Below are 13,635 nucleotides of genomic sequence, written 5' to 3'. Positions count from 1 at the left end.
ATAAACATATGGAAAAGGACTTTGCACGCTGTAACGGGCATTTGTAATGCTCATTGCAGTTGTGAAAGTCCTTTTTTCATAAGATTTTGCCCAGGTCAGTTCGGTTTTAGCTCGGAGGGGCTTATTTTTTATGTCGATAAATATTTTCTAAAAAATGTTATTCTTTTTTTGCCCGCGAGTTTGACAACTATACGATCAGCATCCCTGTCGTAAATTGCCTCGCCATGTTCTAACTTGTATTGTCCCCAACCTCGACCACCACTTATATTGTCAATTTATAATGTAGAATTTTGGAGATTAATTATTCTCTTTTTCGTATGGTGCATAAAGGTTCTTGACTAATGTGTTATACTCTAGTTACTGTTTAATATGTTCTACACTTAAAGGGTGACGGTACATGAGAAATTATTATTTCGATCATGCCGCTACGACGCCTATGCATCCAGAGGTCCTTCGAACGATGGTGGAACTGATGCAAGGTCCCGGCGGCAACAGCTCCAGCACTCACGCGTACGGACGAGCAGCGAAGGGACAGCTCAGTCGTGCGCGTGATCTTGTTTCCGCGGCAATCGGCTGCAAGCCCTCGGAGCTGATCTTTACGTCCGGGGGGACAGAGAGCGACAATATGGCGCTGATTGGGGCGGCAAGAGCCCAACGAAAACGGGGAAAGACACATTTAATAACAACCGCGGCGGAACATCATGCCGTTCTTCATACATGCCAGTGGCTGGAGCGGGAGGAAGGATTCTCGCTTACGGTGCTGCCCGTCGACGGGAGCGGCCGGATCGATCCGGATCGAGTGCGGGAAGCTATGCGCGAGGATACAGCTCTTGTCAGCATCATGCATGGCAACAACGAAGTCGGCACGATTCAGCCTATCGAAGCAATCGGCGAAGCCGTTCATGCGGGCGGGGCGTTGTTTCATGTCGACGCGGTGCAGACGTTAGGCTACGTACAATACAACTTAAGTCAACTTCCCGTTGATTTTATGAGCTTCTCCGCCCACAAAATAAACGGTCCTCAAGGGGTAGGCGCTCTGTATGCGGCAAGCGGGGTTCCGTTTGAGCCGCTTCAGCATGGCGGACTGCAAGAGCGAAAACGCCGGGCGGGCACCGAAAATATTGCGGGAATTGCAGCATTTGCCAAGGCCGTTGACATTTGTGTGAACGAGCTTGCAAATAAGCAACTTTTTGCGGACAAGCTTCGTAAGAGATGGATAGAACTGCTGAAAGAAGGAATTCCGGAGGCGGAACTCGTTGTAAATGGCGACGAATCGGAGAGGCTGCCGCATATTACGAACATTAGCTTTTTGGGCGTAAATACCGAAACGATGCTGATGAATCTCGATATGGCGGGAATTGCGGCCGCAAGCGGCTCGGCATGCACATCTGGATCGCTTGAAAAATCCCATGTTCTTCGCGCAATGGGATTGTCGAGCGAAAGATTGGATTCAGCTGTAAGATTTAGCTTTGGTTTGGGGAATACTTTGGAGGATTTGGAAATCGCCGCGCCTAGGGTAGTCGGCATTGTCAAAAGAATCCGCAGAGAGTAGCTGTAGCAGGAGGCTGCCATCCAAAGTGATCAAACTACAAAAGCTGATCGGCTTGCCGGTTATTGTAATCCACTCCGGCAAACGTGTCGGAACAGTCAAGGACGCCTGGTTCGACGAAAACTGGAAGCTGAACGGACTCATTCTGGAATTTGCGAAATGGTTTGCCGTCCGCACGCGCGTAGTAGGCTGGAGCGATGTGCTCAGTTGCGGCGATGATACGGTTATGATTTCAAGCGAAGAGGCCGTAGTCAGCATAAAGCCAAAGCAAATCAGACGCGCGTTTTATACCGGAATCGTGAAGCTGAAGGATATGCCCGTTGTAACGGTTCAAGGCGAACAGCTTGGTTTGTTGTCCGATGTTTATTTTTACCCGCTTCAGGGTACACAGATAGTAGGCTATGAGCTTACTGACGGTTTTGTTTCGGATCTGATGGAAGGGCGTAAATGGCTGAAGGCGCCGAGTGATCCGGATATGGTATTGCTCGGGGAAGACGCGATTATCGTTCCGGCTGTCAGTGAAGCGGAATTGGAGCCCGTCGCAGCTTCCAATTTCAGAGAATAGGGAGAAATGTTATAATGATGAGATGTCCGAACTGTAATTCCAAAGATATTGGGAAAATTGGTTCCCATCAATTTTATTGCTGGGGCTGTTTTATTGAATTGACGGTAAACGGCGAAAAAATGTCGGTTTATCAAGTAGAGGAAGACGGCACGTTAAGCTCGCTTGACGATCTGTTTTTCGAAGATGAAATTCCGGCTTCGCAGGTTCATTTGAACTAGCGCAGTCCAACATACGCATACAGTCAAAGACGGCCGAGGGGTCGTCTTTTTTTGCGTCCGTTTCACGAGTAAATTTTGATAAAAATTGTAATAATTTGATAAGTTTTCTGAATTTGTATACAAATCTAGCAGCGGGCGCTATAGTGGGTGGTAGATGAAGAACGGAAGGAAAGGAGAAGTTTATGATGAGAAAAATAGTTGGCCTTGCGCTTATTGTCGCTGCCCTGATCGTAAGCCTATTTTCGTCAAGCTCTGTCTATGCCGCCAATACCAGTCATCAGCTAAGCTCGGGCAATCCCGTTTATTATCAAAGCACGACCGGAGCCGGATCGTCGTATAGTCTGCATGAGTTTTATGCCTACAAATCGGGCACAGCTCTTATTATTTATTTAGGCTCTACTGCGGGAGGTTCATTCGGCTGGCAGGTGCTGGACGCCAATTTTAATGTTGTGCCTAATCCGCAGAACGGGATACAGGTTTCGCCGGGTGATGTCTATTATTTGAAAGTGTATCAGACGGGCTGGCCAGAAGCGATCGGCGGTTATGTGTACATGGGTCATTATGTAGCGTAATAAATTTGGGAGCGGCGTCGCTGTTTTCTATCCAAATTCCATAACACATTTCTATTGGGCACTACGTGGCTTAGCGTCTCCGCTTTCATAAAAAAGAAGAAATCCCGGTCCACTAGCGACTGGGATTTTTTGCGTCTAAAGTTATAGTCAAGACAATTTCCGCGAATCAAAAATTAAAGCGTCTGCATCTATAGTCTTACTGGATTTTTTTTCTATCTATATTCATCTCTATCTATTATACTATTTTTTGGGCTCGCATCTTAAGGCGGCGCTACATGTTTAATAGGAAAAGAGGGTGTGTGCATGATGAGATCGACATGGTCTTTAAAGGTTGCTGTTTTGATACTTGTATTTAGCATGATAGTTGTCCCTGTTGCGCAAGCTGCAGCCATCTCTTTAGTTGTGAACGGAGAGACAGTGGAAGTGGATTCCGCTCCAGTGAAAATAAACGGTTCCGTAATGGTGCCTCTAAAGTTTATTGAGGAAGCTTTCGCCGCTACACTTGAGTGGAACGAGAAGGAAAAAACGGTAACGGTTAAATGGGATAAAAATCAGGTTGTTTTAACGATAGGCAAAAAAACGGCTTATTTGACAGAAGGTGAAAGTAAGAAAGAGATTACTTTGGATCAGGCTCCAATCCTTAAGGATGGCCGCGTGCTCGTTCCTGTGAGATTTTTAGCTCAAACGCTAGGAGCAGATGTTAAGTGGGATCAAGAAAAACAATCGGTTAACATCCTTACAAATACTAAAGGTTCGGAGGGCCCTCAAGGTCCTAAAGGGGAACCCGGCCCTGCAGGCCCTCAAGGCCCAGCCGGCTCGTCAGGTTCACAAGGTCCAGCCGGTCCAGCGGGCCCACAAGGCCCAGCCGGACCCGCAGGTTCACAAGGCCCCGCAGGCTCAACAGGTCCTGCAGGTCCAACAGGTCCTGCGGGCCCAGCAGGTTCACAAGGCCCGCAAGGAGCTTCCGCAATCATCCCGTTCGCTTCGGGCTCCCCTATTAATTTGACTACTACAGCGTTTGGACTTCCTGGAACAGCGGCTTCAATCGGCTTCGGAAACTCCGCCAGCGGACTGAATTATAGTGGAGAGAATATCGATCTTACAAGTCAGCCAAACTTTGCCTTTATCGCACCTAGAAGCGGCCGTATAACCTCCATATCTGCTTATTTCAGCACGACCATAGCGCTTTCCTTATTAGGTACAACGATTACTGTTCAAGCCCAACTATATGAGGCAAGCGGAAATAATACCTTTGCCCCTTTGCCTGGCACTTTGCTTACCCTGTCTCCTGGTTTTACTGGCATTATTTCATTAGGAACTACTATAAGCGGTACAATGAATGGAATGAATGCACCAGTTGTTGCAGGCAATCGATATATGCTTGTCTTTTCGTCCACTGCGACAGGAATCCAATTATTAAATACAGTTGTCGGATACGCAAGCGCAGGAATTGAAATCGGCAGTTAACTATAAAGTCGTCCAGACAACGGGAAAACCGGCGGTCTGGACGTTTTTTTATTGAGATTTTACAGTTCGGGAAAGGAAGAAGGATGAACGGCGATACTTGTACATATACTGAACTAGATACGGGAAGCCGTTTCGCCAAGATGGATATGGCGGGTGCGGACGGCGCAGGTTCGGAGGTGCAAGCATTGGAGCGGTTTACAAATAACCGGCTGTTTGTCTGGCTCATTTATTTGATATTGGGACTCATCTCTATTTATTTTTTGATGCTGCTGAAACCGCTGATCGTAAACATATATGATTTTCTAAAAGCGGTACTCGGCCCTTTTATTATCGCTATGATTATTTCATATGTGCTCAATCCGATTGTGACGCTGCTTCACGAGCGCAAGGTGCCCAGAACGATTGCGGTGCTTCTCATTTATGCGGTATTTTGTGCGGTTATCGCTGTGCTATTGGTCAATTTGATTCCGATGTTTATCAATCAAGTGCAAGAACTGAACCGCCATATACCGGAATTGTCGATGAGGGCGCAAAATCTGGTGACGGACATTAACAATACGTCCTTTTTGCCGGCAAGCTTCCGGGATGGGGTGGACAAAGCGCTTCTCGGCATGGAAAAGCGGGTATCGGAGGCGTTGTTCGATTTCGTCAACAATATCGGCAAAGTGCTAAGCGCCGTGTTTGTCGCTTTTATTATTCCGTTTCTCGCTTTCTACATATTAAAGGATTTTGACGTATTCGAAAGAACCGTCATCACTTACGTGCCGAAGGCGCATCGCAAAAATACGGTAAGGCTAATGAAAGACATCGACCACGCGCTTGGGAGCTACATAAGAGGACAGTTTCTTGTCTGTCTCATTGTCGGCATTTTGGCTTATTGCGGCTATTTGCTGATCGGCATGCCCTACGCGCTGCTGCTTGCGGGCATTGTAGCAATCACAAATGTCATTCCTTATTTGGGTCCGTTTTTCGGTGCCGCTCCGGCGCTTCTCATGGCCTCGACCGTATCGCTTAAAATGATGATTTTAGTAGCGGTCGTCAATACCGCATGCCAAATTCTCGAAGGCAACGTCATTTCGCCCCAAGTGGTGGGGAGAACGTTGCATATGCATCCGCTGCTTATTATTTTCGCTTTGCTCGTTGGCGGAGAAATTGCGGGCATCGTCGGCATGATTCTCGCTGTCCCGATTTTTGCGGCATGCAAAGTCATCGTTCAGCATATGTTCGCGTATTATGTGCGCCGAAAGATCATTTGACAGCTACTTGGACCGTGGATATAATTTGAACTATATGTCCAAACACGTTGACGAATTGAAGTAAGCCATTGCCCGTCAGCCAGAGAGAGCGCTCCTTCGCATCCAGCCGTTTAAGCGGCAAGCGTCGGTTGAGAGAGCGTTTATGGCGAAGAATGGCCGAAAGCTCTTTTCGGAGTGTGAACGAACTTCACCGGCTGGACCCGTTATCGTCCAAGAAGGAGATTGCGCAGATTGCCGGCGCAATAACCAGGGTGGTACCGCGAATTTTTCGTCCCTGTCTTTGACAGGGACTTTTTTCTGTATTTACGCCCCTACTCCGCCAAAGCGGCGGGCATAATCGGGCCGTTTAATCGCCAGTTCGTCCATACTAATTTAGGAGGAATTATAACGATGAAAGCAAGTGAAATTAGAGCCAAGTGGCTAAAGTTTTTTGAGGAAAAGGGTCACAAAATCGAGCCAAGCGCTTCGCTAGTGCCGCATAACGATCCATCTCTGCTATGGATTAACGCGGGTATGGCGCCGCTTAAGCCTTATTTCGACGGACGGGTCATTCCAGACAATCCCCGCATTGCAAACTCGCAAAAGTGCATTCGGACGAACGATATTGAAAATGTGGGCAAAACCCGCAGACACCATACGTTTTTTGAGATGCTGGGCAACTTCTCCATCGGCGACTACTTTAAAGAGGAAGTCATCACATGGGCGTGGGAGTTTCTGACCGACAAAAAGTGGATCGGCCTCGATCCTGAACGTCTGTCGGTTACGGTATACCCGGAGGACGAGGAAGCTTTCCGCTTCTGGAACGAAAAAATCGGCCTACCGTCGGAACGTATTTATAAGTTGGAAGAAAACTTCTGGGATATCGGCGAAGGCCCGTGCGGACCATGTACGGAAATCTTTTACGACCGCGGTGAAAAATACGGCGACTTGTCCGATCCAGAATGTTGGCCGGGCGGGGAAAACGAGCGGTTCCTCGAAGTTTGGAACTTGGTGTTCTCGCAATTCAACCATAACAAAGACGGCAGCTACACGCCTCTGCCGAACAAAAATATCGATACGGGCGCGGGTCTGGAACGTTTTGCTTCCATCTTGCAGGATGTAGACTCCAACTTCGATACGGATCTGTTCCGTCCCATTATCGACCGGACTTGCGAAATTGCCGGCGTGCAGTACAAAACTAATGAAGAGCAGGACGTGGCGCTGAAAGTTATTGCCGATCATATCCGTACGGTTGCTTTCTCCGTAGGCGACGGCGTTATGCCATCCAATGAAGGCCGCGGCTATATTATCCGCAGACTGCTTCGCCGCGCGGTGCGCTACGGAAAGCTGCTTGGCGTAGATCGTCCGTTTCTGTATGAGCTCACGCCGGTTGTCGGCGAAATTATGGGCGTGTACTATCCAGAGGTGGTAGAGAAGCGCGAGTTTATCGAGCGCGTTATCCGTACGGAGGAAGAACGTTTCCATGTCACGCTTTCCGACGGTCTGGCGATGTTGTCTGAACTCGCTGCATCGGCAACGGCAGCGGGATCGAAACAAATTGCGGGCTCGGATGCGTTCCGATTGTACGATACGTACGGCTTCCCGTTCGACTTGACGGAAGACTTTGCTTCTGAAAACGGGATGACCGTGGACCGTGCAGGCTTTGACGCTGAGATGGAGCTGCAGCGCGAGCGCGGACGCGACGGGCGCAAGGATGCCGGAAGCATGAAGGTACAGGGCGGCCCGCTATCCGATTTTACGGTTAAAAGCGAATTTGTTGGCTATAATGAACTGGTAAAAGAATCCAAAATTACCGCGATTGTGCTTGAGGATGAGCTTGCCGAGGAAGCGGGCGTAGACAGCGAAGTGCTTGTGCTGCTTGAGCAAACTCCGTTTTATGCGGAAAGCGGCGGTCAAATCGCTGACAAAGGCGAAATGAAAGGCGACGATTTTGTTCTTCGCGTTCAAAATGTGACGAAAGCTCCGCACGGCCAGACGGTTCATCATGCGGTGGTCGTCTCCGGCGTCGTCAAGGCTGGCGCAGCCGTGAAAGCTGCTGTAGACAAAGCGTCTCGCGAAGATATCATTAAAAACCATACGGCAACTCATTTGCTGCACAAAGCTTTGAAGGAAGTGCTGGGCGACCATGTCAACCAGGCCGGTTCTTTGGTGGAGAGCGAACGTCTTCGCTTTGACTTCTCCCATTTCGGCAGCGTAACGGCGGAAGAGCTGGCAGTTATCGAACGTAAAGTAAACGAGCAAATTTGGCTTGGCACCGACGTGGACATTTCCAATCAATCGCTTGCGGATGCAAAAGCAATGGGCGCCATGGCGCTATTCGGCGAGAAATATGGCGATGTCGTGCGCGTCGTGCGCGTCGGCGATTACAGCCTAGAGCTTTGCGGCGGCTGCCATGTGCGCAATACGTCTCAAATCGGATTATTTAAGCTTTTGTCGGAAAGCGGAATCGGTTCCGGCGTACGTCGAATCGAAGCTGTAACCGGAAAGCATGCTTATACGTATTACGAAGAGCAAGTTGAGCTTCTAAAGGGAGCGGCGTCCCAACTGAAAGCGAACGTTGCCGATGTTCCAAAGCGGATTGAAGCTTTGTTCGGACAGGTAAAAGAGCTTTCCCGCGACAATGAGTCGCTTCAGGCGAAGCTAAGCCGCATCGAGGCGGGCTCGCTAGAGTCGCAAGTCGTCAAAGCCGGCGACATCTCCGTTCTTTGCGCCAAAGTAGCTGCCCCTTCGATGGACGCGCTGCGCGGCATCGTGGATGAACTTAAGGCAAAGCTCGGCTCCAGCGTCATTGTACTTGGCGCGGTTCAGGACGACAAAGTCAACCTGGCGGCGGCCGTATCCCCTGATCTGGTGAAGCAAGGCTTTCACGCCGGAAAAATCATTAAAGATGCGGCCGTTGCAGTCGGCGGAAGCGGCGGCGGACGCCCGGATATGGCTCAAGCGGGCGGCAAGGACGTCTCAAAGCTCGACGAAGCGCTCAAACTTGCGGAACAACTGGTTGTAAACGGGTCGAATGTGATATGATAGAGCTAGGCTGTATCCTTTTGGATCGGTTTTTGAAAGCGAGGTGCTGTTGATGAGTTCTATGGACCAAACAATGAAGTTTAACGTGAAGGCGGAGGGGGTGGAGGCTTCTTCTGGGGACATTCTTCTGAGCGTGCATGAGGCGCTGCTGGAAAAAGAGTATAACCCGATAAACCAGATCGTTGGTTATTTGCTGTCCGGAGATCCCGCGTACATTCCGCGGCACAACAACGCCAGAAGTTTAATTCGCAAGAAGGAACGCGACGAATTGATCGAAGAGTTGGTCCGGTTTTACTTGCAGCACAAGAAACAATAAGGAGCCGGACGCCGGATGAGAGTAATGGGTTTGGACTACGGTGACCGCAATATCGGGGTAGCCGTCAGCGACGCTTTTCAATGGACGGCACAAGGACTAACGGTCGTCAAGAAAAGGCGGGACGGCGGCGAGATGGATCGGATCGCCGAACTGGTCAAGGAACACGAGGTATCCCAAGTGGTCGTCGGCTTGCCGAAGAACATGAACGGATCCATCGGCCCGCGTGGCGAAATTTGCATCGCATTTGCCGAGCATTTGGGGCAGAAGTTAGAATTACCTGTTCACCTTTGGGATGAAAGGCTGACAACGGTAGCTGCCGAACGAACGCTTCTGGAAGCCGATGTCAGTCGGGAAAAGCGAAAGCTGGTCATAGACAAGATGGCGGCGACGCTCATTTTGCAAAATTATCTCGATTCTAAAACGAAAAGGTGAGGGTAACGATGACAAAGGACGACATGCAGTACGAAGAGCCGGAAATTATTTATATTCCGGATGAAGAGGGTAACGAGGAAGAATTCGAAGTCATCATGAAATTTGATGTGGATGGTTCGGATCAGAAATATATGATGGTCGTGCCGCTTATTGGGGATGACGAAGAGGAAGACGAAGTATACGCTTTCCGTTACGAGGAAGACGGCGACGATCTTAAGCTTTATACGATTGAAGACGAAGAAGAATGGAGCATGGTCGAAGAAACGTTCAACACGCTTCTTGGAGAGCTGGAGGATCGGGATTAATGACTGAGGGACTAAACCATACACCTGAGAGACTAAGCCGGCTGCAGGAGCTGTTCGGCGGCGAAGTCGAGCTTGTTGCGGAAGACGGAACAACGGAATTGTACAGCATTAAAGCGGAGTTTCAGCTGGGCGATGTGCAGTATATCGCTTTGCAAAGCGAGTCTATGCGTTCAGAAGACGAAGTAGAATTGCTTCGCGTTCTAATCGGCGACGGCGAGCCGCAGCTGGAATCCATTGATGACGATGAGGAGTGGGAAGCCGCGTCCGAAGCGTACGACGATTTATTATTCGCAAACGACGAGCGTCCGTAAGCTGCGAAATGGCTGTTAGGCAAGCGGGACTTTCGATTTTTGGCCCGATCATGCTTATAAGGCTTACATTCTTATAGTTGAACCAAAAGGGCGGCTAACTACCGCTCTTTTTTTCGGAAACTTATAAAAGAGGGTGCGAGCAGTTGGATAAGACGGAAGATAAACAACCCGAGAAAAAAAAGAGAAAACGGAGAAAGCCTCAAGCAGGACCGAGACGCTGGCTAATTAATTTATGGGTAGTCGTGAGTCTCCTCGGCATCATGGCCCTTGTTGCGGGCATAGGGCTCTATTTCGTATGGAGCAATTTGCAGCCGGTTGCCAAAGGCGAAACCAAAAAAGTAGAAATTTCGCGAGGAATGTCGGCCAATTCCGTTGCTGATTTGCTTGAGTCAGAGGGCATTATTAAAAACGGCTCCGTATTTGGCTATTATTTGCAATTAAAAGATGAAGGCTCCAAGTTTCAGGCCGGTGTATATGAGCTTGCTCCCGGAATGGATAACGCAACGATCATCGAGAAGCTGAACACGGGCGATACCGTTGCAGAGGAAACGGTTCGTTTCACGATACCGGAAGGGTATACCGTTTTGCAAATTGCCGACAAGCTTCATGCGGAAGGCATTGTAGACAAGGCGAAGTTTATGGAGCTGGCTGAGAAAGAACAAACTTGGGGGGATGCCGAGTCGGTACAAGGCATACCGAAGTCGGACAAGCTTCACAAACGTCTTGAAGGTTATTTATTCCCTGAAACTTATGAAGTGCGGGACGGAAGCAAACCCGAAGATGTCATTACTCGTATGTTAGTCGAGACCGACCGCAAGCTTAGCTCTCTGCCTGAGGGATGGCAAGATGTAATGGAGGCGTCTGGCAGAACGCTGCATGAAATATTGACGATTGCTTCTTTGGTGGAGCGGGAAGTGGTTGTGGATGAGGAAAGAGCTCTCGTCGCGGGAGTTATTTACAACCGTTTGGCAAGTCCAATGCGACTTCAAATCGATGCTACGGTTCAATACGCGCTTGATGCGCCGAAGGCCAAGCTTTCGCTTTCGGATTTGGAAATCAATAGTCCGTACAATACGTACAAAATCGACGGATTGCCGCCAGGGCCAATTGCAAGCCCAAGCTTGGAGTCGATTGAAGCGGCTCTTTACCCGGCCGATACGAAATATTTGTTCTACGTCACGAAAAAAGACGGATCACAAACCCATTTGTTTGCGGAAACGTTTAAAGAGCATCAACGCAACATTGAGCTAAGCGAAGCCGTTGTTCGATAGACGGGGCATGAGCAAAATGATTATTTTATAACGCAAAGGAGACACCCATGTCATACAGACCTGAACTGCTGGCGACCGCTGCAACGCTTGAAGAGCTTGCTCGCTTAATGGAAGCGGGAGCCGACGCATTTTTAATCGGGGAATCCAAATACGGAACGCGGCTGGCGGGACAATTTACTCCTGAGATGATAAAAGAAGCCGTAGCTATTGCAAAGCCGAAGGGCGTGCGCATCTATGCGGCTGTCAACAATATTATGGATAACGCATCGCTGGATGATTTGCCGGGTTATATCGGCTTGTTGCGTGAGGCGGGCGTAGATGCTATCGTATTTGGCGATCCGGCTGTCCTTATGACAGCAAAAGCGGAAGCGCCGGGCTTAGCCCTGCACTGGAACGCCGAAATGACTTCGACCAACTACATGACAGCGGAGTATTGGGCGCGCAGAGGAGCTACCCGGTTTGTGCTTGCAAGAGAGCTGAACATGGAGCAGATAGAGGATACAAAAGCAAAATCAAGCATGGAAATTCAAGTTCAGGTACATGGGATGACGAATATCTACCATTCCAAGCGTTCGCTTGTAAACAACTATTTGGATCATCAAGGCGATAGCGGACGTATCGAAAATGTTGATCAGAACCGCGGACTTTATATGATGGAAGCGGAGCGTCCCGGCGAGCGGTTTCCGATTTTCGAAGACGCAAACGGCACCCATATCATGAGCTCCGACGATATTTGCATGCTGGAAAGCTTGCATGAGCTGATGGCTATTGGCGTAGAATCCTTTAAAGTGGAAGGCATTATGAAATCGATAGAATATAACGAGGCCGTCGTTAAAGCTTATCGGAATGCCATAGATGCTTATACGGCGGACCCGGACGAATACGAGTTTCAGGAGGAATGGTTGGATGCCATTCGCGAGTTGCAGGATGTTAAGCGCGAGCTTAGCTTTGGATTCTTTTACAAAGAGCAAGTGTATTGATCGAAACATGCAGGAGGTGTAAACAACAATGAGTACTGTGATAAACACGGCGCCGCGCTACCTGGGCAAGCGCAATCGCCTGGATCGGCCGGAGCTGCTCGCTCCTGCGGGAAATTTGGAGAAGCTGAAGTTTGCGGTTCATTACGGAGCGGATGCCGTTTATATTGGCGGGCAAAAGTATGGCTTGCGGTCGGGAGCCGACAATTTCACCTTTGCGGAAATGAAAGAAGGCGTTGAGTTCGCGAGTCGTTACGGTGCCAAAGTGTTCGTCGCAACGAACATTTATGCCCACAACGAAGATATCGAAGGACTGGAAGACTACTTGCGCAACTTAGAGGAGGCGGGCATTGCCGCCATTATCGCCGCAGATCCTCTTATTATAGAAACGGCGCAGCGAGTGGCTCCCAAGATGGAAGTCCATCTGAGCACGCAGCAATCTACGATGAACTGGCAGGCGGTTAAGTTTTGGAAGGATGAAGGGCTGCCGCGTGTTGTACTGGCTAGAGAAACCAGCTTTAAAGAAATTGCCGAAATTAAACAGCATGTCGACATCGAAATCGAAGCATTTATACATGGCGCCATGTGCTCTTCTTATTCGGGAAGATGCGTTCTCTCCAACCACTTTACAGACCGGGATTCCAATCGCGGCGGCTGCTGCCAGTCTTGCCGCTGGAAATACGATCTGTTCCTCGATGATGCGCCGGTGTACGATGAGGGAGAAGACCAGTTTACGATGGGCTCCAAAGATTTGTGCATGATTCAATATTTGCCGGAGCTGATTGAGGTAGGCGTGGACAGCTTCAAAATTGAAGGCCGCATGAAAAGCATCCATTATGTCGCTACGGTGGTCAACGTTTACCGCCAAGCGATCGACGCTTATTTCGCCGATCCAGAAGGCTTCGAATTGAAGAAGGAATGGATCGATGAGATGAACAAAGCGGCTAATCGTCCGCTTAATACGGGATTTTTCCTTGATGCTCCAGGGGCGGAAGATCATATTTACGGACCCGAGGAAAAAGCGGCGCCTTACGATTTTGCCGGCATTGTGCTTGATTATGACGAGTGCAGCGGCATCGCAACTTTGCAGCAGAGAAATCATTTCAAAGTGGGCCAAGAGGTGGAGTTTGTCGGTCCAGGCGGCACCTTTTTCAAACAGACGGTTACAGAACTGACCGATTTGGAAAATGGTCCGATGGATGCCGCCAGACATCCGTTACAGCATGTTCGCATCCGGACGCTGAAGCCGGTCAAAGCGATGGATATGATGCGCAAAAAAATTCGCTGAGCAAGCGGAAAAGCATCCTTTTTCAAGGGGATCTCGTGATCCCAGCCCGATAGAATCTTGTTCGTTTAATAGCGAGCAAGGTTC

14 protein-coding genes are annotated in these 13,635 nt (G+C 49.3%); all 14 read left to right on the top strand.

What is annotated here, in order from left to right; all coding sequences use genetic code 11:
- The first annotated feature begins 397 nt into the window (after positions 1 to 397).
- The 14 genes from ACFQZE_RS09500 (at position 398) to ACFQZE_RS09435 (ending at position 13,551) form a co-directional block, all read left to right on the top strand.
- The gene (locus tag ACFQZE_RS09500; RefSeq protein ID WP_379356147.1) at positions 398 to 1,552 is read left to right on the top strand and encodes a cysteine desulfurase family protein; all 1,155 of its coding nucleotides are present in this window, start codon (positions 398 to 400) and stop codon (positions 1,550 to 1,552) included.
- A gap of 25 nt (positions 1,553 to 1,577) precedes the next feature.
- On the top strand, positions 1,578 to 2,114 hold the full coding sequence (locus ACFQZE_RS09495; RefSeq protein ID WP_379356145.1) for a PRC-barrel domain-containing protein: 537 nt from the start codon (positions 1,578 to 1,580) through the stop codon (positions 2,112 to 2,114).
- A 14-nt stretch (positions 2,115 to 2,128) separates the two neighbouring features.
- Positions 2,129 to 2,332: a hypothetical protein gene (locus tag ACFQZE_RS09490; RefSeq protein WP_379356143.1), complete on the top strand. Its 204-nt coding sequence runs from the start codon at positions 2,129 to 2,131 to the stop codon at positions 2,330 to 2,332.
- A 182-nt stretch (positions 2,333 to 2,514) separates the two neighbouring features.
- Positions 2,515 to 2,904: a hypothetical protein gene (locus ACFQZE_RS09485; protein WP_379356141.1), complete on the top strand. Its 390-nt coding sequence runs from the start codon at positions 2,515 to 2,517 to the stop codon at positions 2,902 to 2,904.
- 303 nt (positions 2,905 to 3,207) lie between these two features.
- Positions 3,208 to 4,371, top strand: coding sequence for an exosporium glycoprotein BclB-related protein (locus ACFQZE_RS09480; RefSeq protein WP_379356139.1), 1,164 nt, complete (start codon positions 3,208 to 3,210; stop codon positions 4,369 to 4,371).
- Positions 4,372 to 4,556: 185 nt separating this feature from the next.
- Positions 4,557 to 5,627: an AI-2E family transporter gene (locus ACFQZE_RS09475; RefSeq protein ID WP_379356998.1), complete on the top strand. Its 1,071-nt coding sequence runs from the start codon at positions 4,557 to 4,559 to the stop codon at positions 5,625 to 5,627.
- Between the two features lie 390 nt (positions 5,628 to 6,017).
- Entirely contained in the window at positions 6,018 to 8,651 is a 2,634-nt protein-coding gene (gene alaS / locus ACFQZE_RS09470) for an alanine--tRNA ligase (protein ID WP_379356137.1), read from the top strand.
- 52 nt (positions 8,652 to 8,703) lie between these two features.
- Positions 8,704 to 8,967, top strand: a complete 264-nt coding sequence (locus tag ACFQZE_RS09465; protein ID WP_379356135.1) for an IreB family regulatory phosphoprotein — start codon at positions 8,704 to 8,706, stop codon at positions 8,965 to 8,967.
- Positions 8,968 to 8,982: 15 nt separating this feature from the next.
- Positions 8,983 to 9,399: a Holliday junction resolvase RuvX gene (gene ruvX / locus ACFQZE_RS09460; RefSeq protein ID WP_379356133.1), complete on the top strand. Its 417-nt coding sequence runs from the start codon at positions 8,983 to 8,985 to the stop codon at positions 9,397 to 9,399.
- Between the two features lie 8 nt (positions 9,400 to 9,407).
- Positions 9,408 to 9,704, top strand: a complete 297-nt coding sequence (locus ACFQZE_RS09455; RefSeq protein ID WP_379356131.1) for a DUF1292 domain-containing protein — start codon at positions 9,408 to 9,410, stop codon at positions 9,702 to 9,704.
- A complete protein-coding gene (locus ACFQZE_RS09450) occupies positions 9,704 to 10,015 on the top strand; it encodes a DUF1292 domain-containing protein (protein WP_379356129.1) in 312 nt (103 codons plus the stop codon). The genes ACFQZE_RS09455 and ACFQZE_RS09450 overlap by 1 nt, the downstream gene beginning before the upstream one ends.
- Before the next feature lie 143 nt (positions 10,016 to 10,158).
- Positions 10,159 to 11,286 carry an endolytic transglycosylase MltG gene (gene mltG, locus ACFQZE_RS09445; RefSeq protein ID WP_379356127.1) on the top strand — a complete coding sequence of 376 codons (1,128 nt, stop codon included), beginning with the start codon at positions 10,159 to 10,161 and terminating at the stop codon, positions 11,284 to 11,286.
- A gap of 47 nt (positions 11,287 to 11,333) precedes the next feature.
- The gene (locus tag ACFQZE_RS09440; RefSeq protein WP_379356125.1) at positions 11,334 to 12,266 is read left to right on the top strand and encodes a peptidase U32 family protein; all 933 of its coding nucleotides are present in this window, start codon (positions 11,334 to 11,336) and stop codon (positions 12,264 to 12,266) included.
- A gap of 28 nt (positions 12,267 to 12,294) precedes the next feature.
- Positions 12,295 to 13,551: a peptidase U32 family protein gene (locus tag ACFQZE_RS09435; RefSeq protein WP_379356123.1), complete on the top strand. Its 1,257-nt coding sequence runs from the start codon at positions 12,295 to 12,297 to the stop codon at positions 13,549 to 13,551.
- Positions 13,552 to 13,635 lie beyond the last annotated feature (84 nt).

Source organism: Paenibacillus sp. GCM10027627 (genome assembly GCF_042675505.1).
GTDB lineage: Bacteria > Bacillota > Bacilli > Paenibacillales > Paenibacillaceae > Pristimantibacillus.
Note: the sequence above shows the minus strand (reverse complement) of the source record. Positions and strands in the feature narration are given on the sequence as shown.

Bases quoted from the DNA above. Each gene is read 5' to 3' on its own strand.
- ACFQZE_RS09480 (WP_379356139.1), top strand. From the start codon at position 3,208: ATGATGAGATCGACATGGTCTTTAAAGGTTGCTGTTTTGATACTTGTA.
- ACFQZE_RS09440 (WP_379356125.1), top strand. From the start codon at position 11,334: ATGTCATACAGACCTGAACTGCTGGCGACCGCTGCAACGCTTGAAGAG.
- ACFQZE_RS09485 (WP_379356141.1), top strand. From the start codon at position 2,515: ATGATGAGAAAAATAGTTGGCCTTGCGCTTATTGTCGCTGCCCTGATC.
- ACFQZE_RS09490 (WP_379356143.1), top strand. From the start codon at position 2,129: ATGATGAGATGTCCGAACTGTAATTCCAAAGATATTGGGAAAATTGGT.
- ACFQZE_RS09455 (WP_379356131.1), top strand. From the start codon at position 9,408: ATGACAAAGGACGACATGCAGTACGAAGAGCCGGAAATTATTTATATT.
- ACFQZE_RS09500 (WP_379356147.1), top strand. From the start codon at position 398: ATGAGAAATTATTATTTCGATCATGCCGCTACGACGCCTATGCATCCA.
- ACFQZE_RS09465 (WP_379356135.1), top strand. From the start codon at position 8,704: ATGAGTTCTATGGACCAAACAATGAAGTTTAACGTGAAGGCGGAGGGG.
- ruvX (WP_379356133.1), top strand. From the start codon at position 8,983: ATGAGAGTAATGGGTTTGGACTACGGTGACCGCAATATCGGGGTAGCC.
- ACFQZE_RS09435 (WP_379356123.1), top strand. From the start codon at position 12,295: ATGAGTACTGTGATAAACACGGCGCCGCGCTACCTGGGCAAGCGCAAT.
- alaS (WP_379356137.1), top strand. From the start codon at position 6,018: ATGAAAGCAAGTGAAATTAGAGCCAAGTGGCTAAAGTTTTTTGAGGAA.
- ACFQZE_RS09450 (WP_379356129.1), top strand. From the start codon at position 9,704: ATGACTGAGGGACTAAACCATACACCTGAGAGACTAAGCCGGCTGCAG.